General features: G+C 33.9%; 25 protein-coding genes. 22 read left to right on the top strand and 3 right to left on the bottom strand.

Annotation, left to right across the window (positions count from 1 at the left end):
• Positions 1-4: 4 nt before the first annotated feature.
• The 16 genes from JK636_RS14730 (at position 5) to JK636_RS14805 (ending at position 13,725) form a co-directional block, all read left to right on the top strand.
• Complete coding sequence (locus JK636_RS14730) at positions 5-580, top strand: GNAT family N-acetyltransferase (protein WP_202749774.1); 576 nt, start codon at positions 5-7, stop codon at positions 578-580.
• A 51-nt stretch (positions 581-631) separates the two neighbouring features.
• Positions 632-1,102: a pyridoxamine 5'-phosphate oxidase family protein gene (locus JK636_RS14735; protein WP_202749775.1), complete on the top strand. Its 471-nt coding sequence runs from the start codon at positions 632-634 to the stop codon at positions 1,100-1,102.
• A 70-nt stretch (positions 1,103-1,172) separates the two neighbouring features.
• Positions 1,173-2,066, top strand: a complete 894-nt coding sequence (locus JK636_RS14740) for a GNAT family N-acetyltransferase (protein ID WP_202749776.1) — start codon at positions 1,173-1,175, stop codon at positions 2,064-2,066.
• Positions 2,067-2,143: 77 nt separating this feature from the next.
• The gene (locus tag JK636_RS14745) at positions 2,144-2,929 is read left to right on the top strand and encodes an aminoglycoside 3'-phosphotransferase (protein ID WP_202749777.1); all 786 of its coding nucleotides are present in this window, start codon (positions 2,144-2,146) and stop codon (positions 2,927-2,929) included.
• A 96-nt stretch (positions 2,930-3,025) separates the two neighbouring features.
• A complete protein-coding gene (locus tag JK636_RS14750; protein ID WP_202749778.1) occupies positions 3,026-3,454 on the top strand; it encodes a pyridoxamine 5'-phosphate oxidase family protein in 429 nt (142 codons plus the stop codon).
• Positions 3,455-3,738: 284 nt separating this feature from the next.
• A complete protein-coding gene (locus JK636_RS14755; protein WP_202749779.1) occupies positions 3,739-4,188 on the top strand; it encodes a GNAT family N-acetyltransferase in 450 nt (149 codons plus the stop codon).
• Complete coding sequence (locus JK636_RS14760; RefSeq protein WP_202749780.1) at positions 4,188-4,625, top strand: VOC family protein; 438 nt, start codon at positions 4,188-4,190, stop codon at positions 4,623-4,625. Before JK636_RS14755 ends, JK636_RS14760 begins: the two co-directional genes overlap by 1 nt.
• A 22-nt stretch (positions 4,626-4,647) precedes the next feature.
• Positions 4,648-5,388 carry a phosphorylase family protein gene (locus JK636_RS14765; protein ID WP_202749781.1) on the top strand — a complete coding sequence of 247 codons (741 nt, stop codon included), beginning with the start codon at positions 4,648-4,650 and terminating at the stop codon, positions 5,386-5,388.
• Positions 5,389-5,475: 87 nt separating this feature from the next.
• The gene (locus JK636_RS14770; RefSeq protein ID WP_202749782.1) at positions 5,476-6,573 is read left to right on the top strand and encodes a P-loop NTPase family protein; all 1,098 of its coding nucleotides are present in this window, start codon (positions 5,476-5,478) and stop codon (positions 6,571-6,573) included.
• 157 nt (positions 6,574-6,730) lie between these two features.
• Positions 6,731-7,099 (top strand): ArsR/SmtB family transcription factor, encoded by a 369-nt coding sequence (locus JK636_RS14775; protein WP_202749783.1) that lies wholly within the window; start codon positions 6,731-6,733, stop codon positions 7,097-7,099.
• A 24-nt stretch (positions 7,100-7,123) separates the two neighbouring features.
• Positions 7,124-9,604 (top strand): heavy metal translocating P-type ATPase, encoded by a 2,481-nt coding sequence (locus JK636_RS14780; protein WP_202749784.1) that lies wholly within the window; start codon positions 7,124-7,126, stop codon positions 9,602-9,604.
• A gap of 125 nt (positions 9,605-9,729) precedes the next feature.
• A complete protein-coding gene (locus tag JK636_RS14785) occupies positions 9,730-10,233 on the top strand; it encodes a flavodoxin family protein (RefSeq protein ID WP_202749785.1) in 504 nt (167 codons plus the stop codon).
• On the top strand, positions 10,230-10,868 hold the full coding sequence (locus JK636_RS14790) for an NADPH-dependent FMN reductase family protein (RefSeq protein WP_202749786.1): 639 nt from the start codon (positions 10,230-10,232) through the stop codon (positions 10,866-10,868). The genes JK636_RS14785 and JK636_RS14790 overlap by 4 nt, the downstream gene beginning before the upstream one ends.
• Before the next feature lie 142 nt (positions 10,869-11,010).
• Positions 11,011-11,832, top strand: a complete 822-nt coding sequence (locus tag JK636_RS14795) for a flagellin N-terminal helical domain-containing protein (RefSeq protein ID WP_202749787.1) — start codon at positions 11,011-11,013, stop codon at positions 11,830-11,832.
• A 102-nt stretch (positions 11,833-11,934) separates the two neighbouring features.
• Positions 11,935-12,825, top strand: coding sequence for a MerR family transcriptional regulator (locus tag JK636_RS14800; protein ID WP_202749788.1), 891 nt, complete (start codon positions 11,935-11,937; stop codon positions 12,823-12,825).
• Between the two features lie 42 nt (positions 12,826-12,867).
• Entirely contained in the window at positions 12,868-13,725 is an 858-nt protein-coding gene (locus tag JK636_RS14805) for a DMT family transporter (protein WP_202749789.1), read from the top strand.
• An 85-nt stretch (positions 13,726-13,810) separates the two neighbouring features.
• On the opposite strand, the gene JK636_RS14810 is transcribed toward JK636_RS14805, so the two are convergent.
• Genes JK636_RS14810 through JK636_RS14820 form a run of 3 tightly spaced genes read right to left on the bottom strand, consistent with a single transcriptional unit; the run spans position 13,811 to position 15,656 of the window.
• Positions 13,811-14,596 carry a hypothetical protein gene (locus JK636_RS14810; protein WP_202749790.1) on the bottom strand — a complete coding sequence of 262 codons (786 nt, stop codon included), beginning with the start codon at positions 14,594-14,596 and terminating at the stop codon, positions 13,811-13,813.
• Positions 14,590-15,288: an ABC transporter ATP-binding protein gene (locus JK636_RS14815; RefSeq protein WP_202749791.1), complete on the bottom strand. Its 699-nt coding sequence runs from the start codon at positions 15,286-15,288 to the stop codon at positions 14,590-14,592. Before JK636_RS14815 ends, JK636_RS14810 begins: the two co-directional genes overlap by 7 nt.
• A complete protein-coding gene (locus tag JK636_RS14820) occupies positions 15,285-15,656 on the bottom strand; it encodes a GntR family transcriptional regulator (RefSeq protein ID WP_202749792.1) in 372 nt (123 codons plus the stop codon). The genes JK636_RS14815 and JK636_RS14820 overlap by 4 nt, the downstream gene beginning before the upstream one ends.
• A gap of 193 nt (positions 15,657-15,849) precedes the next feature.
• Between JK636_RS14820 and JK636_RS14825 the strand changes: the two genes are divergently transcribed.
• From JK636_RS14825 to JK636_RS14850, 6 genes are all read left to right on the top strand, one after another.
• Positions 15,850-16,866 (top strand): LacI family DNA-binding transcriptional regulator, encoded by a 1,017-nt coding sequence (locus JK636_RS14825; protein ID WP_202749793.1) that lies wholly within the window; start codon positions 15,850-15,852, stop codon positions 16,864-16,866.
• A gap of 233 nt (positions 16,867-17,099) precedes the next feature.
• The gene (locus JK636_RS14830; RefSeq protein WP_202749794.1) at positions 17,100-18,521 is read left to right on the top strand and encodes an ABC transporter substrate-binding protein; all 1,422 of its coding nucleotides are present in this window, start codon (positions 17,100-17,102) and stop codon (positions 18,519-18,521) included.
• A 67-nt stretch (positions 18,522-18,588) separates the two neighbouring features.
• Entirely contained in the window at positions 18,589-19,506 is a 918-nt protein-coding gene (locus JK636_RS14835) for a carbohydrate ABC transporter permease (protein WP_202749795.1), read from the top strand.
• Positions 19,507-19,522: 16 nt separating this feature from the next.
• Positions 19,523-20,398, top strand: coding sequence for an ABC transporter permease subunit (locus tag JK636_RS24040; RefSeq protein WP_202749796.1), 876 nt, complete (start codon positions 19,523-19,525; stop codon positions 20,396-20,398).
• A 30-nt stretch (positions 20,399-20,428) separates the two neighbouring features.
• Complete coding sequence (locus JK636_RS14845) at positions 20,429-22,738, top strand: glycoside hydrolase family 65 protein (RefSeq protein ID WP_202749797.1); 2,310 nt, start codon at positions 20,429-20,431, stop codon at positions 22,736-22,738.
• Positions 22,739-22,740: 2 nt separating this feature from the next.
• Complete coding sequence (locus JK636_RS14850; protein WP_202749798.1) at positions 22,741-24,930, top strand: glycoside hydrolase family 65 protein; 2,190 nt, start codon at positions 22,741-22,743, stop codon at positions 24,928-24,930.
• The last annotated feature ends 70 nt before the right edge of the window (positions 24,931-25,000 follow it).

The following is a 25,000-nucleotide window of genomic DNA, read 5'->3' on the forward strand; positions in this document are numbered from 1 at the left end:
ATTTATGGAAGAAATAATATATGATAATTATTTTTGGCAAAATGATTTAGTGAGGTTAAGATCATGGCATGAAGAGGATTGGGAATGGATGTATTATACCGGCTTTGATAGTTCTTTAAGCAGATTAGCGGGTTATAAAATTGATTTTCCACCAACAGTTTCGGGCGCAAAAGAATATAGCAAAAAGGTTGAAAACTGTGCTGAGCAAAATGGTAATACTGTTTTTGCTATTGAAACACTGGATGGCGTACATGTTGGAAGAATAATCTTTTGCATAGATAGTGAAAGACATGGAACTTTTGGCATAGGTATTAGAATTGCAGCTGAGTATCAAGGCAAAGGTTATGGAACAAGTGCTATGAAAATACTTTTAAGATATGGGTTCATGGAAAGAAGAATGCATAAATGTTCATCAACTGTTTTAGGGTGGAATGAGGCAAGTATTAAAATGCATAAAAAACTTGGCTACGAACAGGAAGGTATTCTCAAAGAAAACATTTATCTTAATGGAAGCTATCACGATGAAGTATGTTTTGGCTTAACAATAGACAAGTATTTAGAAAATATATCAGAAAAGTAGATGAAAAATTAAGTTAATTGATAAAAAATATGAATTTACGGGGGATTAAAAATGGATACTTATGAAAAAGCTTTACAGGTTATGAATGAATTGTTTGCAAGAGATTATCAATTTGCAATGGCTACAGTAAAAGGGAATACACCATCAGTTCGATTTGTGGATACCTTTTTTGAAGATGATTCATTTTATGTGGTTACATATTTAAAGTCACAAAAGGTTCAAGAATTGATTGAGAATAGTCAAGTTTCACTATGCAATAAATTATATCGCTTCAGTGGAAATGCTTATAATATTGGTCATCCGTTATTAGAAGAAAATAAGCCTATAAGAGAAAAATTAATTAAAGTCTTTGAGCCTTGGTATTTTGCGCATAATAATGAAAATGATGAAAATATGTGTTATGTAAAAATTGAGCTTAAGGAAGGATTTTTCTATAAAGACGGAATAGGATATAAAGTAAACTTTCAATTAAAAGAGGCTGAGCAATTTCCATTTGAGTTTGATATTGTGCCGGTATCATAATTTTTCGTTCAAAACTAAAAAAGTACACAAGGCATACAGCATGTAGTTGCGCTGCGGGGAGAGGATAAAAGTGGGGATAACATGTAGACGGTATGAAGATATAGGTGACTATGAAAAGATATGCAAATTTTTAGAAGGAACCTATTCTTACTATGGAACAAGGTTTGATAATAATATAACTCTATTTGAGTTTCAATGTGCGCTTTCATGTGGATATGGGGGGGCTCCAAAGAAGATTGATGAGGTATTAAAAGATGCCTTTCTTTGGTTTGATGATGAAAAATTAGTTGGAATGCTTCAAGAGGATACTTTTTGTGTAGCAAGTGATTATAGATCTATCTTTGACAGCATTATAGGTACTAGAGAAACATTATGTTCTGATTCAGACAGTGACATTGAATGGAGCATTTATGAAGGTGATTCTGACTTTGAAGGTAGTTTAATCAATAGGGGCTACTATAAAACAGATGAATATTGGGTAAGAAGAGATATAGATTTAAGTACAATTAATACTGCATTACCTCTGCCGGAAGGTTTCTCAGTACAATTAATTCCTAATTTAAGTGAGCATGATAGGGTATACAATGCATATAAGCTTTGCTATGGAATTTTATTCAATAAGAATATTTTGGACAACTTCTATAATACATCAACTTATAGAAAAGAACTGGACTTGGTAGTTGTTGATCCAGATAAAAAAGTTGCAGCTTTATGCAGCAGCAGATATGATAGAAAAAACAAAATTGTCAGTATTGAAGCTGTCTCCTGCTATCATGAGTATCGAAAAATGGGGATTAGCAAAGCACTTATGACTTATACATTAAATGCTGCTAAAATGTTAGGAGCAAAGAAAGCAACGGTATTTACTACCATGCCGGAAAGATATCCGGCTCCCAATAAACTATATGAAGCAGTGGGATTTAAAAATGTAGGAAAGCTCTATGTATGGAAAAAGAGCAAATAAATTATGGTATAGAAGCAGGGCATTTTGCCCACTCTTTTGAAGTACTAAAACTATAAAAATGCGTGGAAGTGATTTACATGAAGAAAAATGAACAAGTTGACATAGATGTACTATCATTACCTGATGAATTGATTGAATGGATTGATAATGCACCAATTTATGAAAGCAGTGGAGAATCTGGTGCAAGAACCATATATATTGACCGTGATGAAGGTGCTTATTTGAAAATTTCAGCCTTAGGATCTTTATTGCGTTCTTCACAAATGCAAACATATTATTCAAATCATAAATTATCTTCACCTGTTATTAGGTATTTGTCAACAGACAGAGACTACTTAATAACTTCACCCATAAAGGGAGAGGATGGGATAACAAGAAGATATCTAGATGAACCCGAGAAATTAAGTGAGATATTTGGGATATCCTTAAGAATTTTACATGAAATAGATGCGTATGATTGTCCCATTAAAAATAGAATGAATGAAATTGCTTTATCGGCTGAAAGAGATTCATTCTTGCAAAATCATTTAGATGATATTGCTGAGTACATAGGAGCAGCTAATGCTAACACAGCATCAGAGGAAATAATAGCTTCAAGAGGGCTTCTGAAAAATGATGTACTCATACATGGAGATTACTGTCTTCCCAACATTATACTTAACGATTGGGCATTTGAAGGCTTTATTGATGTAACTGAAGGAGGATTAGGTGATAGGCATTATGATCTTGCTTGGGGGTTATGGACATTAAACCGTAATTTGAAATCCTCAAAATATGGTCACCGTTTTCTTGATGCTTATGGTAGAGATTGCATAGACAAAGACAGATTGCGTATTTGCGGATTGTTAGCAGCTTTAGAATAATAAATTTTATTTTATGATTTGTGTGTATTGAAGCAAGCTTAGGCGTGTGCTACAATTTTCTTTATATAACATAAGTTGTAAAATGGGGGTTTTGAAATGATTGATGAGAAAGTTATTAACGAAAGTAATGAGCTGGTTGAAAGTTCAAAAATTGTGATGGTTGGTACAAATGGTGAAAATGGTTATCCTAATATAAAAGCAATGATGAGATTGAAACATGATGGCTTAAAGAAATTTTGGCTTAGCACAAACACATCAACTAAAAGGATACAAGCTTTAAAGAAAGATAATAAAGTGTGCTTATATTTTGTTGATGAGGATAAATTTGCAGGACTTATGCTTGTAGGAACTATAGAAATATTGCAGGATAGAGCATCTAAAGAGATGCTATGGTCTGATGGATGTGAAATTTATTATCCGCTTGGTATAGATGATCCTGATTATTCTGTATTCTGTTTTACTACCGAATGGGGTAATTATTACCGTCACTTAAAGAATGTGAATTTTAAAGCTGAAGATATCTAAGAAAGAGTAGTTAATTACAGTATACTTATTGTTTAACGGTTCAAGTATAAAAAGGAATGATTATATAACGCCGTATTATTCATATCAGAATTTTACGGCGTTCTTGTTTAAGAATAATAGAAGGTAAATATATTTAAATACTTATACCTATAGGAGCAAATACACCTAAAGTTTTTCAAAAAATATATCAGCTAAATAATTATATTTATACAAACTCAGTACAAGCATCTTATCGAATCAGATAATAATGAGCATTAACTAATCAAGAATTGGAAGTGGTTTATATGGAGCAGAATAATATTAAAATAATAGAGTTTGAACCGATATATGCTGAAGAAACAGTAAGAATGTGGCGGCAAAGTAAGGAAAAGGCCATCAGTCAGAAGGAAATACATTCTTTTGAAGATCATGTGTTTTTCTTAAATAACATATTAAGTAAAGACAACAAAATATATATTGCCATTGATAATACTAAGGTTGTTGGTATGATAGCTTTTAATGAAAGTGAAATTAATCAGTTGTATATTCATATTGATTATCAAGGGAAAGGGTTAGGCAGAAGGCTTTTAGAACTTGCTAAATCAAATTCTATAGGAAGACTTACTTTATTTACTTTTGAGGTTAATCGTAAAGCGCAGCATTTCTATGAGAAAAATGGATTTAGAATAATTGGCAGAGGCTATGAAAATGAAGAAAATTTAGATGACATTAAGTATGAGTGGGGGGATATGTAATGGAAAATAAAAAAGTTAAACTAACAAATGTATGTCCAGTTTTTATATCTAAAGATGTGAAAAAAACTGTAGAATTTTATGTTGAAAAACTGGGATTTAAATTTGCAGAGCATTATGATAAAATTGATAACTTTGCAACAATATATAGAGATTCTATCGAGATTGTAATTGTTCAAACTAAGTTTGGACAAATACAATCAAACACTAAAAGGTATGGGGCAGGTTATGATGCTTATATTGATACTGATACAGTGGATGGTATTGATATAATTTATGAAGAGTTTGTTTCAAAGGGTGTTCACATATTATCAAAACCACGAAAAACAGACTATGGCAGCTATGAATTTGTTATTGAAGATATTGATGGAAGACTGATAGGAATAGGACTTATTTATAGCAATCAAATATACTTTGAAAACTCAAATTATTTGGGTTAACATATTGTTTTGGAGGATATTTATGGACAGAAATCAAGTTATGACAGATCCAAAGAAGTTAGTAAAGACAGAATTAATGAACCATGGTATTGATGTTGATAAAGAAAAAATTCCGAAAAGGGTATATTTGCTTGCTGATAGTTTATATGATGAAATGCTAAGTCATAATGTAGGGGAATATAAATATCCTTTGGGTGGAAAGTTATTTGTTTTTAAGGATAATTATAATATTGGATTTATAAAGTCAAAGATGTGTTCTCCGGGAATTGCCATACAGGCCGAAGATTTGGCAGCAGGCGGAGTAAAAGAATTAGTTCATTTAGGCTTTGCAGGAGGCATAGGAAGTAACGTTGAAGTTGGACAAGTAATTCTTACTGAAGGGGCATTTAATGATACAGCTGTAGCTAGATTATATGGATATGACGAAAAAATCATATACTCAGATAAGATTCTCACACAAGAGATAAAAGATTTATTAGCTGACAAAGGACTGGATTTTTTGCAGGGATTACACTGGACTACAGATGCCGGATATCATGAAACATGGGGAGATATTTTGGACCACAGAGAAAAAAATGCTTTATGTGTTGAGATGGAAGGCGTTGGTTTATTTACTATTGCAAAATATCGAAATATTAAAGCTACAGCTGTTTACGTAATATCAGATGTATTTAATGATGAAGGATGGAGCTTGGGATGGAGTGAAAATAAAATCAGTTCTGCAGTTTCAGAACTAATTACTACAATTATTGAATCAATATAATTTACAAATGGGGATAATTGCAGGTTATTTGCACAGAAGGTTAAAGTCCTAAATTACCCAGTGCGATGACTGAAAGGAGGAGTTAGCATGATTGATACAAAACTTATCATTTTGGAAGGTTTACAGGGTACCGGCAAGACCACAAATTCATTCTTTCTATTATCTCAGCTTGAACGCAACGGTATTGCTGCAAAGTGGATTCATGAAAATGCACGTCCCCATCCAACCTCCTATTTTAATGAAGCCTGCCTAAGCTATGAGGAACTAGAGCTGTTTATTAAGAATTACCCGCATACAAAAGGCATCATAGAGAAGATTGGGATGAAAAGAAGGACAACTATAGAATTGGATCTAATGGAGATTAAGTGGCATTACCTCCAGGATTTTGGTGATAAAGCCTTTGAAGAGATTAGTAGGTTTGATGTCTGGAATTTCTCTCTAGATAAGTATGAAAAAGTGGCTTTGGAAAAGTGGGAGATTTTTGCGGAGGAGGCATCAAAGAAATCAGAGATTATTCTTCTTGACAGCAGTCTGTTTCAATTTCAGGTTTTCACCTTTCTGTTGAAAAATGCTCCTTACGAAAGGATACAAGATTTTATCCAAGAACTTTTCAATATCATTATACCTTTAAAGCCTTCGTTGATTTATTTGTATAGAGAAAAGACTGAAGAGGCTATTGAATATTTAGAAAAGCAGCGGGGAGTGGAGTTCTTAGAATATATTTATGAAAGAGATAAGAATGAACCCTTCTATACAAATCGTCCTACTGGTGCTGATGGAATGCGTGAATTTTTAAAGCATTACGGATGCTGGGTATATAATCTTTATGTAGACTCTCAATGTAGAAAAATGAAGCTGGAGCTTTCAAAAGAGCAGTGGAGTCTATACGAAGAGGAATTGCTGCTCTTTATTGGACTTAAAAACATTAAAGCTATTAAGGCAAAGTGTTTCTGCGGTGGCACATACAAGAATGATGAGATGGATACTGTAATTAAAATAGAAGAAGGATTTTTAATAGATGGATGGGGTAATAGAAGAAAGCTTATTCCAAAGTCAGGCTCTGAGCTTTATGTATATAACTTGCCAATCACAATTAAATTTATTGACGAGGATAATTTCAAAATAGAGGGCCAGCAGATCAATGAGAGATGGACTACAGCTGGTGCAGCTTATAAAAGAATATAAATTATTACTTTCTATATATAAATCATATGTAAGACCTGTTCAGAGAAAATAGAACAGGTCTTATTATTTTTTGAAAAAATCTGTTATTTTATTGACATAATTATAGGCTCTGAGTATAATGAATATATGAACAGATATTCATATAAAGGATGGCATTATGGAAGAAAGAACGAATGTTGAAAACTGCAGCTGTACAATTATACATGAAGATGTTGTTAATAAGGTTAAGACATGTATACCACAAGAGGAAACACTTTATGACTTAGCCGACTTATTTAAAATACTTGGAGATTCAACAAGGATAAAAATATTATGTGCGCTGTTTCAAGCAGAAATGTGTGTATGTGATATAGCCGCACTACTTGGAATGACACAATCAGCAATTTCACACCAGTTAAGAGTTTTAAAACAAGCAAGACTTGTAAAGAACAGAAAAGAAGGAAAAGTAGTTTACTATTCATTGGAAGATGAACATGTTAAGAGCATTTTTGATCAAGGCCTAATTCATATAGCAGAAAAAAATTAAGCTTTTATAGGGGAGGGGAAAATAATGAACAAAGAAATTAAAAAAATTAATATCAAAAATAATATTAAATTAGAACCCCATAATACTAAACATAAAAATGCAAGTCCTAAATTATCGCAAAGCAGCATAAAAAAGGAACTAATTCTAGATGGCTTAGACTGTGCTAGCTGTGCATCTAAGATAGAAGATAAAGTTTCAAAGATAGAAGGAATTAATTCTGCTAGTATTAACTTTATGACTAAGACTCTTACTGTTGAAATAGGTGAGCTGAATAGGACAAATGAACTAATTGCAGCAACTAAAAATATGGTTCAAAATATTGAAGCTCATGTAAAAGTGAGAGAAAAACAAACTGATAAGATTATTAAAAGAACATTAATGCTTGATGGACTTGGCTGCGCGAACTGTGCTGCTAAGATTGAAAAAGAGAGCAGCAACCTTGCTGGCGTAAGGTCAATATCCGTGGATTTTGTATCACAAAAATTAAATTTAGAATTAGTTAATGCATCAAATCAAGATGCTATAATTGAAAAAGTTAAAGAAATTGTTAAGAGAATTGAACCTGATGTTAAGGTTATTGAGATCCAAAATAAAAATAAAGCATCAAAAGATGAAGCTCACGAGCATGAACATGAGCACAGTCATGAGCATGGAGAGAGCAACAAAACTGAAATAATAAAATTAGCAGTTGGTGCAGCAATCTTTGCAATAGCAACTGCACTAAAGCTGCCTAACTATTTGGAACTTATTTTGTACCTAATAAGCTATGTTATAGTAGGTGGAGAAGTAGTTTTAAGAGCACTTAAGAATATAAGCAGAGGGCAAGTTTTTGATGAAAACTTCCTTATGAGTATAGCAACTATTGGTGCATTTGCTATAGGCAGCTATCCAGAAGGTGTAGCAGTTATGCTGTTTTATCAGTTAGGAGAAATATTCCAAGGTATAGCTGTTAATCGTTCAAGAAAATCAATTTCTGCTCTTATGGATATAAGACCAGACTTTGCTAACTTAAAGGTTAATGATGAGCTTAAAAAGGTATCTCCAGAAGAGGTTGGCATAGGTGACATTATTGTTGTAAAACCAGGAGAAAAAGTTCCTCTGGATGGTAGAGTAATAGAAGGAAATTCTATGGTAGACACTTCTGCTTTAACTGGTGAATCCGTTCCTAGAGAGGTGGGGACAGGGGACAGCATTTTAGGCGGAGTAATTAATAAAAATGGTCTTTTAACTATTGAAGTAGAGAAAGAGTTTGGAGATTCAACTGTTGCAAAGATACTTGATTTAGTTGAAAATGCAAGCAGCAAGAAAGCCCCAACAGAGAATTTCATAACAAAGTTTGCTAGATACTATACACCAGTGGTTGTTTTTTCAGCGGTAGCGTTAGCAGTAATTCCAACCCTTGTTATAGAAGGAGCAGTATTTTCAGATTGGCTATATAGAGCATTAGCATTTTTAGTAGTATCTTGTCCTTGCGCTCTAGTGGTATCTATACCACTTGGTTTCTTTGGAGGCATAGGGGGTGCATCTAAAAATGGAATACTTGTAAAGGGCGGAAACTATCTTGAAGCTTTAAATGATGTTGAAGTTGTGGTTTTTGACAAGACAGGAACTCTGACAAAAGGAGTATTTAAGGTAACAGAAGTAAGGCCTCAAAATAGTATTTCTGAAGATGAACTTATAGCTTATGCTGCTTATGCAGAAAGCTATTCTAATCACCCAATAGCAACTTCAATACTAAAAGCCTATGGCAAAGAAATAGTTAAAGATGCTGTAGAAAATTATGAAGAAATATCAGGTCATGGAGTTAAGGTTATTTTTGAAGGCAGAGAAGTATTAGCAGGTAATTATAAACTTATGGATAAAGAAAAAATTACTTATAGCCAAGTAGAAACTATAGGTACAGTAGTTCATGTAGCTGTTGATAAAGGATATGCTGGATATATAGTAATATCTGATGAAATTAAAGAAGACTCAGCAAAAGCAATTAAGGCTTTAAAAGCCATGGGTGTTAAGAAAACAGTAATGCTTACAGGAGATAATAAGACTGTTGGTACTAAAGTTGCCGATAAGTTAGGACTAGATGAAGTATACGCAGAGCTTTTACCGGACCAAAAGGTTGAAAAAGTAGAATTATTGTTTAAAGAAAAATCACCAAAAGGTAAGATAGTATTTGTTGGAGATGGAATTAATGATGCTCCTGTTCTTGCTAGAGCAGATATAGGTATTGCAATGGGCGGAGTTGGTTCCGATGCTGCAATAGAAGCAGCGGATGTAGTTATCATGACAGATGAACCTTCGAAAATTGCCTCAGCTATAAAAGTAGCAAAGAGAACAAGAACTATAGTAATGCAAAATATTATTTTTGCTTTAGGTATTAAAGCTATCTTATTAGTTCTAGTAGCTTTAGGACTAGGTACTATGTGGGAAGCAGTATTTGGTGATGTAGGAGTAACAGTGCTTGCGGTGTTAAATTCTATGAGAGCTATGAAAACAAAAAATATATAGTAATTTTTAGTGCAGCCATTGCATTATATAATACAATGGCTGCACTTTTTTAATTGTATGCAGGAGAAATAATACATAATATAGAAATAGATAATGGAAAGGTATGGGAGAAGGGGGATTTGAAAATGAGATTATTAATACATGATTTAGATACTGAGAATTTTAAAAAATTATTTTCTAATTCATTTGATGAAACAATGATTATTTCGGATGATGGAACAATACATAATTGCATAGGCTGTTTTGGATGTTGGGTAAAGACACCCGGAGCTTGTGTAATACGTGATAAATATGGAGATATGGGAGAATATGTGTCAAAATGCACAGAGGTTATTATAATAAGTAAATGTTATTATGGTGGATTTAGCCCATTTGTAAAGAATGTATTAGATCGAAGTATTTCTTACATACATCCTTATTTTGTAATAAGAAATAAGGAAATGCATCATAAAAGGCGTTATGAGAATCATTTTGATTTTAAAGTGTGGTTTTATGGTGAAAATATATCAGAAAGAGAGAAGCAAACTGCCCAAAAGCTCATAAAGGCAAACTCTATTAATCTTGATTGTAATATCAGCAGTCTTACGTTTATTAAAAATATATCTGAAATGGAGGGGAAGGCACTATGAAAATAGCATTTATAAACGGAAGTCCTAAATTCAAGGAAAGTGCTTCTGGCTATATCTTAGGAGAATTGAAGGCTCTTTTAGGAAAGGATAGCAATATAATTTCTGGGCATTGTTTTAATAAACCTCAATTAAGCGTAGAAGATATGGAGAAGTTGAAAGAATGCAATGTTCTTGTTTTTGCCTTTCCTTTATATGTAGATGGAATTCCAGCTCATTTGTTAAGATGTCTTGTTCAATTAGAAGCATTTTTTAAAACCATGAACAGAAGCGATATTATGGTATATTCTTTAACTAACAGCGGATTTTACGAAGCTCATCAAAATGAGCTTGCACTTGAAATGATGGAGAATTGGTGTATAAAGTCAGGACTTAAATGGGGACAAGGTTTGGCGATAGGCGGAGGCGGAATGCTCCTATCCATAAAAAATGTCCCGGTTGGGCATGGACCGAGAAAGAATTTTGATATGGCACTCAACGAGCTTACAGGGAATATACTAGGCTCTATTTCAAAAGATAATATATTTATTAATCCGAGTTTTCCAAGAATCTTATATAAACTTGGTGCCGAAATGGGATGGCGGCATTCAATCAAGGAAAATGGATTAAAGAGAAAAGATTTGTTTATGAAAAAGTAGGCTATATATTCAAATAAAGTTTTTAGTGTTATATAGATTTTTATTATAAAGATATTTATAAATAATACGATAACAGTAGTGGTATAATTATGGAAATAAAGAAATTTGAGGATAAAATTCAAGCTCTAGGGAGGGATTTGTTATGATAATTGGACATAATGTTAATGCAATGTTTGCATATATGCAAATGTCTATTCTTCAGGGCAAAATCAGCAAATCCATGGAAAGACTATCCTCAGGCTTAAGAATAAACAGAGCAGCAGATGATCCAGCTGGACTTGCAATTTCTGAAAGAATGAGAGGACAAATCAGAGGCTTGCAGATGGCTTCCAGAAATGCTCAAGATGGCATTTCAATGCTTCAAACTGCAGAAGGAGCGCTAAATGAAACTCATGCTATGCTGCAGAGAATGAATGAATTGGCAGTACAAGCAGCTAACGGCACTTACTCTGATCAGGATAGAGCACAAATAAATAAAGAATTTCAGCAATTAAAAGAAGAAATCACAAGAAGTGCTAATCAAACTGAGTTTAATACTAAGCCATTGTTAGGTAAAGATAATAATGAAATCATAATACAAATAGGCGCTAATGCAAATCAGAACATGGCTATAAAATTAGAATCTATGACAGGAAGTGCATTAAGTTTAGATGATGTTGATATATCAACACAGGAAAACGCTTCAAAAGCGATAAAGAAAGTACAGGATGCAATTGACAAGACATCTTCTTTTAGAGGAACATTAGGTGCGTATGAAAATAGATTGGAACATGTAATATCAATAAATGATAATACTGCTGAAAATCTTGAGGCTGCAGAATCCAGAATAAGAGATGTGGATATTGCAAAGGAAATGATGGAATACGCAAAGAACAGTATTTTATATCAAGTTGCACAAGCAATGCTTGCGCAATCTAATCAACAGGCTAAAAGCGTATTGGAACTATTAAAAAGTTTGCCATAAGATCAAGATTATATGTCTGAAAAAATCACTATGTTCTTTTATACAAAATAATATTGACTGTCACCTTGGGGGATAGATTATGATGATTTTGAGGTGATAAAATTGTTAATTAATGAAATATGTAAAGAATGTTCACTTACAAAAAAGGCGATAGAATATTATGAAAAGCAAGGGCTTATAAGTCCTCAAATTGCTGAAAATGGTTATAGAAATTATACTGATAAAGATGTGTATTTGTTAAAGGAAATATCTATTTTAAGACGATTGGGCTTAAGTACTGCAGATATCAAAGAGATATTATCAAGCAAAAATAAATCTGCAGCCTTGTCAAAGCATAAATATTTATTAAATTTAAAAATTGAGAAAGCTTCCATGCAGCAGAAGTGCCTTGAAAATTTAATCGAGGACTATGATATAAGCAGGGAATTAAGTTATATTGAAACTAATATTAATCCCTTGTTTACAATCAAGGAGAAGCTTCTAATGTCCTTTCCCGGCAGCTATGGAATGTATCTTTGCGTGCATTTTGGACGGTTCTTAAATGAGAAAATAGATAGTGAAGAAAAGGAAAAAGCCTATTTGAAGATCATTAGTTTTCTTGATAGTGTTGCCGATATAGATATAACTGAAGAAATGGAAAAATACTTAGAGAATTCTCTTGCTTTTATGAAAGAAGCTGATATGGATAAAATGAATAATCAGCTTTTAAGTGCGGTTGAAGATGCTCATAAATATATTGAAGATAATAAAGATTTTATAGAAGAATATATGAAAGTACGTGCATCTAGAGAATTTAAAAAAAGTGAAGCGTATAAGTTTCAGCAGCTGTTATTAGATTTTAACAAAACCAGCGGCTATTATGATATTTTTATTCCAAATTTAAAGATTTTAAGTTCATCTTATCGCGAATATTCAAGCAAACTTCATGAGGCAAACAAATTGTTTGTTGAAAGATATCCTGAAATGAAAAATCTATATAATGATAATATATAGGATAAGAATATTTTCTGATAGGTGAAACTATGAGGTAGCAGTATGACAGATAAAAATAAGAGTTTAATAGAAATACACTTGGCGGTTTTTCTATTTGGGATAGCAGGTTTGTTTGGGAAGCTGCTATCTTTGTCGTCAATAATAATTGTTCTTGGAAGAGTGTGTTTTTCAAGTGTTTTTTTATTGATCTTAATAATTTATCTTAAGGAGAATATTAAGTTAAAGCAAAGAAAACATTATTTTTATTTAGCGATAATGGGTGTAATATTAGCAGTTCATTGGTGCACTTTTTTTAAAGCAATTCAAGTATCCACAGTAGCAATAGGACTACTTACCTTCTCTACCTTTCCGGTGTTTGTAACCTTCCTTGAGCCTTACTTTTTTAAAGAAAAGCTTAAGCATATGGATATTATGCTTGCTATAATTACATTTTTAGGAGTAATACTTGTAGTTCCAAAGTTTGAGCTTAGCAACGATTTAACAGAGGGAGCTTTATGGGGAATAATATCTGGCTTTACCTATGCAGTTTTATCAATACTTAATAGGAAGTATGTAAGGGAATATTCAAGTTCAGTAATTGCTTTTTATGAGCAATTTATAGCTGCTTTAGTACTAAGTCCTTTTATATTTTTTTATAAGCCTCACATTAAGATCAATGACTTGATTCTGTTGTTGCTTCTTGGTGTTATTTTTACTGGAGTTTCTCATTTAATATTTATAAATGGCTTAAAGAATGTGAAAACGCAGACAGCAGGGATCATCTCAAGCTTGGAGCCTGTATATGGAATTATATTTGCTGTTTTTTTATTGAAGGAAATTCCGACATTAAGAGAAGTAGTTGGAGGAAGTATTATTTTAGGTACTGTTTTTTATTCTACTATGAAAGTTAAAAAAGTTTAGTTGAAATTATTGATAGAAGTGTTATTAATGTAAGATGTTATAAATGATAAACGGGGGTATTAACAACACCCCTGTTTATTGTTTTTTAGTCTAAATTAAGCTTTTTCTTAAAAATATAATTTGTTCCAAGGTAGAAACATGAAGACCCGGCAGCAAGAATTATTATAGAAGTCGGGAGAATTACTTTAGGAAGTACAGAAATCCCAACTTCCGTATTTGAATTGAATGCTCCGAAAATAACTAGCACAATAATCATAGCAAACTGAATAACTGTGTAAATTGCTATATAGGATATAAAAGAGCCTATAATCTTATGCTTGGAGAATAATTGTCCTAAAGCTATAGAAGTGTATATCATCAGTATATTTGTAGTCAGACTTAAAAGTAACATAACAATTCCTTCAATAAGTGCAAACATCCAATTTCCACCGAAGTCTCTATTTAAACTTGTTATAGCATCTCTTACTGCATTTAGGATATCAACAAAATCGGCTTGCGATGAAAATGCAATAAACAAGGAAATCAAAACTGCTGCAACGCTTATAATAGTCCAAAGTACTGTAATTATGAGCTTTGAAGTAATAAGCTCATGAGTCTTAGTTGGCAGTGTGAACATTAAATATCCTTCGTCTGTGAGAAGGTTTTTATAAAACCTTACAATCATGTATATAACAGTTACAATTAAAACTGCAAAGATTGATATTACATAGCTTATCATAAGAAAGGTATTTACAATTTTAAATACTACATCCTGGCTGTTGAAGTTAAATATAAAGCGATTAACTATAGAAAGTATAAATAGTATTAAATATAAGGGAACAAGAAGTCTGGAAGTTGCCTTTAATTCATATTTCATTAACTTATTTAGCATTTGAATACCTCCCTGAACAACGAATCTACAGATTTTCCTTCCTTTGCACGTACATCATCTACGGAAGAGTGAAGAGTAACTGTGCCATTTTTAATAAATATAACCTCATCTAATATATTTTCGATCTCTGCAATAAGATGAGTAGAAATCAATACCGTTGCGTTTTCATTGTAGTTACTGATTATTGTATTGAGAATATAGTCTCTTGAAGCAGGATCAACTCCCCCAATTGGCTCATCTAAGCAATACAGTTCTGCGCTGCGGCTCATAACTAAAATAAGCTGTACTTTTTCTTTTGTACCCTTCGATAGAGTTTTTAGCTTTCTGCCAGGGTCAATCTGAAGGCGGCTGAGCATATCATAAGCTTTATTTGCATCAAAATCGCTATAAAAATCCTTAAAGAAAGCTACAAGTTCGCTTACCTTCATCCAATCATTAAGATAAGTTCTTTCAGGAAGGTAGGACACTATTTTTTTTGTTTCAATTCCTGGTTCCATGCCTGCAATCTGAATTTTACCTGTATCAGGGACTAAAAGACCGTTAATAATTTTTAAAAGCGTAGATTTTCCGCTTCCGTTTGGTCCTAACAGCCCTATAATACGACCCTTCTCTAAGGTTAGATTTACATCTGTAAGAGCAGCAAAACCAGAAAATCTTTTTGATAAAGCTTGACACTCTAAAATTGTACTCATTTTCCCATCTCCTTTACTGTTTCCGATAAAATTGATAAAACTTCTTCTTTTTCATAGCCAAGCTGATTCATTTTGTCTAGAAAATCTATTACTAAATTCTTGGCAGATTGTTTCTTAAGTTCTTTGATTAATAATAAATCAGACGTAATATACCTTCCGCTTGTTCGATTACTGTAAACAAGTCCTGTTCGCTCGAGTTCTGAAAGAGCCTTTTGCATTGTATTTGGGTTAACTGAAGCTTCCGCAGCTAAATCTCTCACAGAAGGAAGTTTATCAGCAGGCTTGAAATACCCTGTAATAATTGATGCCTGGATCTGCTCTATTAGCTGTATATAAACTGGTCTTTCCGAGTTAATATCCCACTGCATCTTTAAAACTCCTTTCATGTATTATTGTACTAATGACTTAATACAATAATACATCTTTTGTAAACTACTGTCAATAGGTGTATAAAATATTTTATAGTACCATATTGATTTATAAAAAAAATTGATATAGACTTATGGTGAAAACGTAATAATTTACATTAGTTATGTTGTCAGGGTTATATGGAGGGAATATATGGTCACTTTAAAGGATATTGCTAAAGAAGCAAATGTAAGTGTTACTACAGTTTCAAATGTTATTCATGGTAATTATAAGCGCGTTGCACCTGAAACTGTAGAAAAGATAAAGATGATAATTGAAAGAGATAATTATGTCCCTAATATGACAGCAAGATCTCTTGTTAATAAGCTGTCAAAAATTATTGGGGTTATTAATCATGTAGTTCCTGAGAAAACCGGAAACTTTATTTCCGACCCGTTTCATAGTGTAGTTATTGAAGGCATTGAAAAGAAGCTTCGTGAAAAAGGCTATTATATGATGATACGTACAGTTTATAGCGAAGAAGATCTATTTTCATTACTGCGTAATTGGAATATTGACGGTTTAATAATTATAGGTTTATTTCAGGATGATTTTTTTGAAAAGCTAACCAAGGCTAACATTCCTTTTGTACTGATAGATAGCTATATTGATAATAAGAAAGTATTAAATATAGGTCTTGATGACTGTAGGGGAGGTTATCTAGCCACAAAATATCTAATTGATAAAGGGCATAGAAATATAGTTTTTGCATCTCCTATAATTAAGAAAAATGGTGTAGTAGAGGAACGTCTTATAGGATACAAAATGGCGCTTAAAGAGGCCGGTATTCCCTTTGAAGATAAAAATGTATACCAACAGGAAATTACAATTACTGAAGGCATTGAGCTTGGACATAAGTTGAGCAGAAGAACTGACATAACTGCTGTGTTTGCCACTGCAGATATTTTGGCAGCAGGTATCATCTCTGGACTTATGGAAGAAGGAAAGAGCGTGCCAGATGATATTTCTATAGTTGGCTTTGATGATCTTTATATCAGTTCCCTTACGGCGCCAAGACTAACTACAATTCACCAGGATCCACAAGAGAAAGGAAAAGTTGCTGTTGAAACTCTGGTAAGTGTTATTGAGGGTAGCTCAATTGAAAATAATAATATTGTGTTGCCAGTAAGCATAGTTGAACGAAATAGTGTAAAGCAAATAGACAAGTAGTAAAAGTTTATATAATTGGCTTAATAGAGGTTGTTGAAGATAGGTCAGTACGAGATGTCTGATTAAATTTTTAGCAGCCATTTTCTTTAGAATGGTTTTTAAATAATTTTCAGAATATATATTGACTTCTATAGTGAAAACGATTATAGTTAAATTAGGTTGAACGTTAAACCTATATTTTTTTAACGATTGGTTGAACGTTAAACTTACATGAATATCAGGGGGGAAATTATATGAAAAAAAGTATTCAAAAACTTATTTCTTTAGGTCTCATGTTGTCAGTACTAACTTTAGCAGGATGTGCAAAGAGCACTCAAAGCTCAGGCAAGGATGCACCAGCATCATCATCAAAAGAAGTAGAACTTAAACTTGGTATATGGCCAGAAGCTACTTTAACTGATGATATTAAAATGTATGAAAAATGGACAGAAGATTTTAAGACTAAAAATCCTGGCGTAAAGGTTACACCAGCAAACTATAAGTATGCTACTGATACTTTTGTATCCTTAGCGGAGTCAGGCAATCTGCCTACTATATTTGAAACTTGGTATACAGAACCGCAAAAGCTTATCGAAGGCGGTTTTGTTAAGGATATAACTGCTGAGCTTAAAGAGCTTGGCTGGGACAATGCTATGAATCCTACTATTAAAGAGCTTCTTTCAAAGAATGGGAAAATATATGGTATACCTCGTGACGGCTATGCTCTTGGCTTAATGGTTAATGTAGAGCTATTTGAAAAGGCAGGCTTAGTAGATGCTAATGGAGTTCCAAAGTATCCTAAGACATGGGAAGAGCTTGCTCAAACAGCTAAAACAATAAAAGATAAAACTGGAAGTGCCGGAATATGTATCTTGGCTAAAGATAATGCAGGTGGATGGCATTATTCAAGTTTAGCTTGGGCTTTTGGTGCTAAGCTTGAAGCTCAAAAAGATGGTAAGTGGGTTGCTCAATTAAATTCACCTGAAAACATTGCTGCTATGAGTTATGTAAAGGACTTAAAGTGGAAATATGATGTTTTAACAGCTGATCCAACAAATGAAGATTGGGGTACTGGATTCAAAGCACTTGGAACTGGCGCTGCAGCAATGTATATTGGAGCTAATGATGCTGTTAATCAGCCAACTCAAGTAAATAAACTTGATGTTAAGAAACTTGCTTTAGTACCGCTTCCTGCTGGACCAGGGGGACAATATTCATTAATGGGCGGAACACCTTACATGTTCTCTGCTAAGGCTACTTCTGAAGAAGTTAAAGCTGCTCTTAAGTTCCTTGAGATCATGGGAAAAGCTCCTGTAGCAACAGATGCAGCTAAAGCTGGTATGGAAACAGATGCTAAGAATAGAGTTGCAAATGGGGTGCCTGTTATACCTTCTTTCCCAGCATGGACTGCACCAGATTATCTAAAAGCACAGGATGAGGTTGTAAAGAAGTATTCAAATGTAAATATGGCTTTTTACAATGACTATTACAACATAATAAAGCAAAAGGACAACTTACATCTTGAAGAACCAAAACAGACTCAAGATATGTACGCAGAGCTAACAAAAGTTCTTCAAGCTGTGCTTACAGATAAAAATGCTGATGTTAAAAAACTACTTGATACAGCAAATACAAATCTCCAAAAGATTTTAGACAGCCAGGTAAATAAGAAGTAATAAAACCTTCATACACCGTGAGAGGCATATATACTCTCACGGTGTTAAGTTAGGCAGAAAAAGGAGGATGGGTAAAGTGCTTCAAGTAAGTAAAAAAACAAGAGAGCTTAAAATACCAGGTGTTATTAAAAAAAATATGTCAGGATGGCTGATTATGGCGCCTACTCTGATTTTATTTGCATTTTTCGTATGGGAACCGCTCCTGGCAAGCATTAGACTATCACTTTATAGTGCTAAAGGTATGCGAACAGTAGAATTTGTAGGCCTAAAAAATTATATTGATGTTTTTCATCACCCTGATTTTTTTCCTGCGGTTAGAAATACATTTTCCTACACTATTTGGTCGCTTTTAATAGGATTTTTAGTGCCAATTATAATGGCAGTAATTATAAATGAAATGGTACATGCAAAAGGTCTTTTCAGAGTCGGCATATATTTTCCTAATATTGTACCGGGCCTTGCTACAGTTATGATGTGGGCTTTTATTTTTAGACCGGGTAAAACAGGAGTGCTCAATATTATACTCGGAAACATAGGTGTTCAGCCACAGGTATGGCTAAGCAATCCGAAGATTACGATACCGCTCATAGTCCTGACCATGACTTGGAAAGGTGCAGGAGCTACTGCACTCATATATCTGGCAGCACTTCAAGGAATAAATCCTGAACTATACGAGGCGGCAATTATAGATGGAGCAGGTATTTGGAAGAGAATAGTACACGTGACTGTGCCGAATCTTAAGAATTTAATACGTTCTCTTTTGATTTTACAGGTTATTTCTGTTTTCCAAATTCTTTATGAGCCTTTAGTAATGACCAATGGAGGACCAAACAATGCCTCAATTTCTATAATGCAGCTTGTTTTTAAATACGCCTTCGAAAAATTTGATTATCCAAAAGCTGCCGCAGTATCAGTTATTATAAGCTTATTCTTAGTTACATTAACGGCGGTTTACAATAAATTCAGCAAAGAGCAGGATATTTAGAAAGGAGTGAGCTTCTGTGTTTAAGATAAAGAGTAAGGATAACGGAATTATAACTTATTCAGATTTAAAAAAACCATCTATACGGATTTTCTATTATGTACTTTTTGCTGTCTGCATAATTATAACTCTTATTTCGATTGCACCTCCAATTTGGGTTTTTCTATCGAGCTTTAAGGATATAAAGGAATTTACACTGGAACCATCCTTGATACCAAAGAGTTTTGATTTTAGCAGGTTTATAAAGACATGGAATGATCTTAAATTTATAAAGTATTATATAAATTCCTTTTATTCTGTAGTGGGAAGCGTTGTGTGCGCCATAGTATTTAACGGGCTTTTGGCATACGCAATTTCAATACTTAAGCCAAAAGGCTCGAAGTTTATATATGGACTTATACTAGGAAGCCTTATGGTACCGGCTACTACAAGTGTAGTTCCTCTGTTTATCAATCTAAGCAAAATGCATCTTAACGGTACTTTCTACCCACTTTGGCTCTCTATAGGTGCAAATGCTTTTTATATAGTTTTGTATAAGCAGTTTTTTGATACTCTTCCTGCGTCAATCATAGAAGCATCAAAAATTGACGGATGCAATAACTGGCAAATATTTTTTAAGATTGTTATGCCATTAAGCAAACCGATTACTATGGTAATAGCTATGTACGCAGTAAATGCAGCTTGGTCAGATTTCTTATTGCCCTATTTATTATTAAATAATTCAGGACATGAAACTATAATGGTGCGGCTGTTCCAGTTCAGAACCAGCATAAAAGCAACTGATGTAGAAGTTCTGAGGGCTATTGTTTTTGCTATCATTCCACCAATAGTTTTATTTACTTTATTCCAAAAACAAATTACTCAAAGCAATACTCATTCGGGAGTTAAAGGTTAAAGATGTTTAAAAAGTAAGGCGGGGGTTGTTATGGCTAAAATTGCAGATATTTATTTTAAGGTTGATCCATGGAAAATTATTGAGGAGGGCTTTGATCCAGAAAGAAGTATGGTAGCTGAATCGGTATTTTCTTTAGCAAATGAGTACATGGGTGTAAGAGGTTATTTTGAAGAAGGCTGCTCCTGTGACAGCCTGCTAGGAAGTTATTTTAATGGAGTATATGAGTTTTCAAAAGATGTAAATAAGACTGCCTACAGGGGAATTGTGGATCATACTCATTTCATGGTGAACTCAGTAGACTGGCTTTACACAAGAATGATGCTTGAGGGAGAACAGCTTGACTTAAAAAATGTTGAATTTAAGGATTTTAAAAGAGTATTAGACTTAAAGGAAGGTACCCTTACCAGGGAATTTATCTGGAATTTAAAGAGTGGTAAGAACTTGAAAGTGAAATTTTTGAGGTTTTTAAATATGGATAAAACCTCTCAAGGTTTTCAAAGAATTGAATTTGAACCTATTAATTTTACAGGAAATATTGAAGTTGTAATGGCATTAGATTTTGGAACTATTCACGTTTCAAGAGAGAAAAACTACTGGAACATAGTTAAAAAAGATAAGAGTGAGGATATAGCAGCTATCATAGGAGAAACTTTAACTTCAAACCAAAGGGTATTTTCAGGCTTTAAGCTAATGTCTAACGGCGTTATAAGCAAAAGTACTTATGAGAGTGATAAACTGATTGGCTATAAGGTTAAGATGTCCCTTAATCAAGCAGAAGTTACTTGGGTTGACAAACTTGTATCAAATATCGTGGTAAAGGATTCTAAAGCAGATAACGAATATATTTGGAATACCGGTATTAGTGCTGTAAAGGAACAGGCAGACAAGGGACTTAATGCAGCGCTAAGTGATAACAAGTTATTATGGGAAAATATTTGGAACAGATTTGATATACAGATTGATGGAGATGCTAAGAATCAGCAAGGTATAAGATTCTGTATTTTTCAAATGCAGCAAACCTATCATGGACAAAATCCAACTAACAATATAGGAGCAAAGGGACTTACAGGAGAAGCTTATAATGGACATGCTTTTTGGGATACTGAAACCTGCTGTCTTCCTTTTTTCCTATTCAACAATTTAAAAGCTGCTAAAAATTTATTGGAGTATAGATACAGTAAGCTTGAAAGGGCTAAGGAGAGGGCTAAAATGCTTGACTGTAAAGGTGCTTGTTATCCTATAGCTACCTTGAATGGTGAAGAGGCCTGTGATCTTTGGCAGCACGCAAGTCTTCAGTTTCAGCCAAGCACGGGGGTGGCCTATGGAATTTGGCATTATGCTCGCCTAAGAGATGATAAGGAATTCTTGTATGGTCACGGTGCTGAGATGCTTATAGAAATCAGCAGATTTTTAAGATCTCGGGGAGCTTTTAGCCAGCTTACTAATAAATTCGGTTTTTACGCTGTCATGGGTCCTGACGAGTTCCATATGATGGTTAATAACAATTGCTACACTAACTATATGGCAAAGAAGACCTTTGAATATACCTTATCTGTCTTGGAGGATATGAAGAAATTTTCAAAGATAAAGTATGATGAACTTCAAACAAAGGTACATTTTACTGATGAAGAACTCCAAGATATTAAGAATTGTTCAGATAATATGGATATCTTGTTTGATGAGGAAAGTAAGCTATATGAGCAGCATGAAGGGTATTTTGCTCTTCCTCATATTGATGTGGATTCAATACCGGTTGAGGAATTCCCACTATATCATAACTGGTCTTATGACAGAATATATAGAAGCGATATGATAAAACAGCCTGATGTTTTAATGTTTATGTTTCTTTATAATCAGGAATTCAGCACAGAAGTGAAGCAGGCTAACTACGAATGCTATGAGCCAAGATGTATTCATGAATCTTCATTGTCTCCTTCTATTCATTCAATTTTTGCAGCAGAGCTTAAAAAGCATGAGGAAGCACTTGATTTCTTTGGCTTTGCTACTCGTATGGATTTAGATAATTATAATAGAAATACAAAGGAAGGACTTCATACTACAAGTCTTGCTGGTGCCTGGTTAAATATTGTTTATGGTTTCGGCGGAATGAGAAGTGATGGAGAAGTGCTGACATTTAATCCTTCTATACCTAAGATATGGGATAGTTACAGCTTCAGAGTTGTTTACAAAGAGGCAATACTTTTAATAAAGGTTGATAAGGAAAAAATCAGTTTTAGACCACTTAATGGATTGTCCGTTGAAATTTCTATTTATGATAAAAGATATATGGTTGGTTCTGAAGGTATAGTATTACCAATGCCGGAAGGTTGGAGAGGGTAGCTATGGGATGGATTATAGAAGAAAATAAATTTGATAGCAATAACATAGTAAGTAATGGCAATAAGTTTATGACAGGCAATGGATATATGGGCTATCGAGGAACTTTGGAGGAGTATACTAAAAAAGAGCTTGCAGCCTGCAATCTAGCAGGTCTATATGATAGACAGGGAGATAGCTGGAGGGAGCCTATTAATGCTCCTAACGCTTTATTCGCAGCTTTATCAGTTGAAGGCAGAGAGCTTGGAATTATGAATATGGCTCCAATTGAGCATAGTCAAAGCTTAGATATTAAAAATGGAATCCATAAGCGTTGCACAGTATGGGATACAGAGTACGGAAAGGTTAAGATTACATCAGAACGCTTTGTAAGCCTTACTGATGTCCATATGCTTTGTCTTAAATATACGGTATCAACAGAGAGGACTTGTAATTTAGCAATAAAGACGGGCATAGACGGAGATGTATGGGACATAAATGGGCCTCATCTTGAAGAATATACTGTTGAACAGGAAAAAAGCCTGATAAAGGTTTCTGCCTTGACCCAAGAGCTAAAGGTTCCGGTAGCAGTAGCAGAAATATGCGAAAGAACGTTTGAGGCTGAAGAAAGTATAGTGAAAACTGAAAAAAGTATTTTTCGTAATATTGCTTTTAAGACAGAGCCAAAAGTTCAATATACAATATATAAATATGCTTCAGTATGGACAGAAAATGATGGCTCCAAAAATGTGCTGGAGGATTGTTGCTTGAGCATATTAAGAGCTTCAAGCATGGGATATGAAAAGGTGTACTCAGAGCACATAGAGCAGTGGAAGGACAGATGGGAAGCTTCGGATGTATTAATAGAGGGAAGTGATGAAGACCAACTATCGCTTCGCTACAGCATATACCAGCTTCAGATAATTGCACCTATGCACTCAAGTAAACTCTCAATTCCGGCGAGAGGACTTTCAGGCCAAACCTATAAAGGTGCGATTTTTTGGGATACAGAGATGTTTATGCTTCCATTTTTTCTTCATACAGCACCGGAAGTAGCTAGAAATCTGGTCAACTATCGTATAAGAACCTTAGAGGGTGCAAGAAAAAAAGCTGAATTCTATGGCTTTAAAGGAGCCTTCTATGCATGGGAGAGCCATGAAAACGGGGAGGATGCCTGCAGTGATTTTAATGTAACTGATGTATTTACGGGACGCCCTGTGAAAACCTATTTCAAAGACAAGCAAGTTCATATAAGTGCTGCGATCTCATATGCAGTATGGGAAACTTATAAGTTTACCGGAGATGTAAGCCTTCTTTTAAATGGTGGTGCAGAAGTTATATTAGAATGTGCTAGATTTTTTTATTCTTATGCTTATTTTAAAGAAGATAAGAATAGATACGAAATTCTAGATGTAATTGGTCCTGATGAGTATCATGAAAGAGTAAATAATAATGCCTATACAAATAAAATGATTTACTACACAGCTGATGCTGCACTTAAGACTCTAGAACTTCTTAAAAAGGAATATATTAAGGATTATCAGGAGCTTATAGCAAAACTCGATTACTCTAAGGAGATTAATAATCTTATCAAATTTAAAGAAAAGCTTTATGTTCCTGAGCCTGATGAAAATACACTGTTAATAGAGCAGTTTGATGGTTATAACAGGTTAGAGGATTGTTCTCTTGATGAGGTCAGAAGCAGACTTATTAATCCTAGAGAATATTGGGGAGGGGGACACGGTGTTTCCTCAACTACAAAGATTATTAAGCAGGCTGATGTTGTGCTTATGCTATACCTGTTTAAAAATGAATATTCCAATGAGGTTAAAAAAGCTAACTGGGAGTACTATGAGCCTAGAACTGAGCATGGTTCAAGCTTAAGTCCCTGCATTTATTCATTATTGTCCTGTGAAATAGGTAATTCAGAGTGGGCGTATCCCTTCTTTGTTAAAACTTCAAATGTAGACCTCACAGGTGACTCTAAGCAGTTTGCTGGTTCTATTTATATAGGAGGTACTCATCCGGCCGCCAATGGAGGTGCCTGGATGTCAGCAATTCTAGGCTTTGCGGGGCTAAAGGTTGAGAATGGAGAAATAAGTGTGAATCCAAACCTTCCTGAAAGGTGGAAAAGGATGGCGTTTAAGATAATAGTTAGAGGAGAAAAATATTTAGTAGACATTACGCATGATAATTTTCAAGTTACTAAGTTATAATAAATGAATAAAAGAAAGTTTTATATAATAATGAGGTGGTGCTATTTTATGAATAGCATCACTATATTTT

The organism is Clostridium rhizosphaerae, assembly GCF_016765585.1.
Taxonomy (GTDB): Bacteria; Bacillota; Clostridia; order Clostridiales; family Clostridiaceae; genus Clostridium_AT; species Clostridium_AT rhizosphaerae.

Coding starts and splice junctions, on each gene's coding strand:
- JK636_RS14775 (WP_202749783.1), top strand. CDS start 6,731: ATGGAAGAAAGAACGAATGTTGAAAACTGCAGCTGTACAATTATACAT.
- JK636_RS14780 (WP_202749784.1), top strand. CDS start 7,124: ATGAACAAAGAAATTAAAAAAATTAATATCAAAAATAATATTAAATTA.
- JK636_RS14790 (WP_202749786.1), top strand. CDS start 10,230: ATGAAAATAGCATTTATAAACGGAAGTCCTAAATTCAAGGAAAGTGCT.
- JK636_RS14850 (WP_202749798.1), top strand. CDS start 22,741: ATGGGATGGATTATAGAAGAAAATAAATTTGATAGCAATAACATAGTA.
- JK636_RS14820 (WP_202749792.1), bottom strand. CDS start 15,656: ATGCAGTGGGATATTAACTCGGAAAGACCAGTTTATATACAGCTAATA.
- JK636_RS14825 (WP_202749793.1), top strand. CDS start 15,850: ATGGTCACTTTAAAGGATATTGCTAAAGAAGCAAATGTAAGTGTTACT.
- JK636_RS14810 (WP_202749790.1), bottom strand. CDS start 14,596: ATGCTAAATAAGTTAATGAAATATGAATTAAAGGCAACTTCCAGACTT.
- JK636_RS14765 (WP_202749781.1), top strand. CDS start 4,648: ATGGACAGAAATCAAGTTATGACAGATCCAAAGAAGTTAGTAAAGACA.
- JK636_RS14785 (WP_202749785.1), top strand. CDS start 9,730: ATGAGATTATTAATACATGATTTAGATACTGAGAATTTTAAAAAATTA.
- JK636_RS14835 (WP_202749795.1), top strand. CDS start 18,589: ATGGGTAAAGTGCTTCAAGTAAGTAAAAAAACAAGAGAGCTTAAAATA.
- JK636_RS14845 (WP_202749797.1), top strand. CDS start 20,429: ATGGCTAAAATTGCAGATATTTATTTTAAGGTTGATCCATGGAAAATT.
- JK636_RS14760 (WP_202749780.1), top strand. CDS start 4,188: ATGGAAAATAAAAAAGTTAAACTAACAAATGTATGTCCAGTTTTTATA.
- JK636_RS14745 (WP_202749777.1), top strand. CDS start 2,144: ATGAAGAAAAATGAACAAGTTGACATAGATGTACTATCATTACCTGAT.
- JK636_RS14730 (WP_202749774.1), top strand. CDS start 5: ATGGAAGAAATAATATATGATAATTATTTTTGGCAAAATGATTTAGTG.
- JK636_RS14755 (WP_202749779.1), top strand. CDS start 3,739: ATGGAGCAGAATAATATTAAAATAATAGAGTTTGAACCGATATATGCT.
- JK636_RS14735 (WP_202749775.1), top strand. CDS start 632: ATGGATACTTATGAAAAAGCTTTACAGGTTATGAATGAATTGTTTGCA.
- JK636_RS14795 (WP_202749787.1), top strand. CDS start 11,011: ATGATAATTGGACATAATGTTAATGCAATGTTTGCATATATGCAAATG.
- JK636_RS14830 (WP_202749794.1), top strand. CDS start 17,100: ATGAAAAAAAGTATTCAAAAACTTATTTCTTTAGGTCTCATGTTGTCA.
- JK636_RS14805 (WP_202749789.1), top strand. CDS start 12,868: ATGACAGATAAAAATAAGAGTTTAATAGAAATACACTTGGCGGTTTTT.
- JK636_RS14770 (WP_202749782.1), top strand. CDS start 5,476: ATGATTGATACAAAACTTATCATTTTGGAAGGTTTACAGGGTACCGGC.
- JK636_RS14815 (WP_202749791.1), bottom strand. CDS start 15,288: ATGAGTACAATTTTAGAGTGTCAAGCTTTATCAAAAAGATTTTCTGGT.
- JK636_RS14750 (WP_202749778.1), top strand. CDS start 3,026: ATGATTGATGAGAAAGTTATTAACGAAAGTAATGAGCTGGTTGAAAGT.